This is a genomic window from Pseudomonas sp. 05N434, from assembly GCF_056396965.1.
Genome location: NZ_JBFTMK010000835.1, coordinates 1 through 1439, shown reverse-complemented (window position 1 = coordinate 1439; position 1439 = coordinate 1). Strand labels below are relative to the sequence as shown.

The 1439-nt window shown below is 46.6% G+C and carries 1 pseudogene; it reads right to left on the bottom strand.

The features are described 5' to 3' along the window. Positions 1-1315 precede the first annotated feature (1315 nt). A pseudogene (locus AC1DLB_RS29895) lies at positions 1316-1439 on the bottom strand (tautomerase); the annotation flags it as partial.

Here is a 1439-nt window from a genome sequence, read left to right as displayed (position 1 = left end):
GCTATGTGCATTGTCAGATCAAACAAAGGTTATGGTTTGTCATGAAATGAAAAAGCGCTGTCGCCAAATGAAAGGCTGGCGCGCGCCCTGCCTATAAACTCCTCCTCAAGCCTGCGCAGCAAGCCCAGGGCTCTCACGGGTGCGAAACACCTATGGAGAAATCCACGCATTTCCCACGAATGGAGAAGAGACAATGAGTGAGCGGTCGATCAAGCCACGGCTGATCGATACATCCTACGATTACCTGCTTCAACGTTGAACCTGGATAATTAAGAGTTTTAAAAAACCAATTCTATTAGTAAGCGCTTAATGCCCAGCCTACAAATATATTACTGAAAGCCCACGACCTACCGTGCACTCACCTTAATAGAACTCACACTTAAAAATACGCCCCTAGAACTACATTGCGGAAGACAAAAATAAGTAATGTTTTTGCGATTTGTTTTTTGTTGCATTCATGAATTTTATAATCAGAAACCATGACAAAACTTGCAGAGACATCACTTCAACACCCTCAATGCTGGAAGCTCGATATAAATAATCGAATCTTATTCGACGACGCCATTCAAATACACTTAACAAATATTGAGGGCATCATTGTAAAAAACATGCTCCTCAAGGAGGAACGCGTAATCAGTAGAGCAGAGCTAATTAGTAATATTGGGAGAGATCCTGAGCTCTATCGCGGCCTGGAGATGAGTTTGAGTAGACTGCAAATAAAATTCAAGAAAAACGCAGGAGGACGGCATCTCTTTCGCGCAGTCAGAAATCGCGGCTACTGCCTCACTCAAGCCATACATATTAATGGGGAGCCGTCTCGGGAATTTACGTGAGGTAAGCGGCAATACACCCCTCGCATGGTCATATGGCTGATGATGACTAACGAACTTATGAATTTAGGGGTGGCCGTGGGCGCAGCGTTCAAGATGAGTGAGTTCACTTTTTACGATTGACCTTGCGCTTTGATACTGGTGTAGCGGCGTTAAAAAACTGTCGCATGACTTCTAAGTTATGCGACGACTCACTCGGGCTTGACAGTAAAGGCTTTGTGATATCGCGTGACTCTGTCGCAGGTTCTCAATTATCTGCGACATGAAATGTGATAGATGTGACATTGAGAATGTTGGAATGTTAATCCGATATGCTCGTCCCCCACTCCAGGCAAAAATCTGGAGCCGCAGCAAGGCCTGCTGGCGAGTTTGTATCTGTCACGGTTGACCGGAAATGGCCGTTTTCAGCCGGCCGCGACCGACTGAAAACGCCCTATAGCAACCACTCGCAGTGGTGCGACAAATGTCCTGCGAGCTGTAATACCTTACTGCTCCGCCTGCCCTTGCAGATGTCGGTACCCAGCCGCCTGAATGAAATCGGCCAAATGCCAAATCGCTCCGTTGGCTGCCCAGAAGCCATCTCTGACTTCATCAAGGATGATCGAAGTC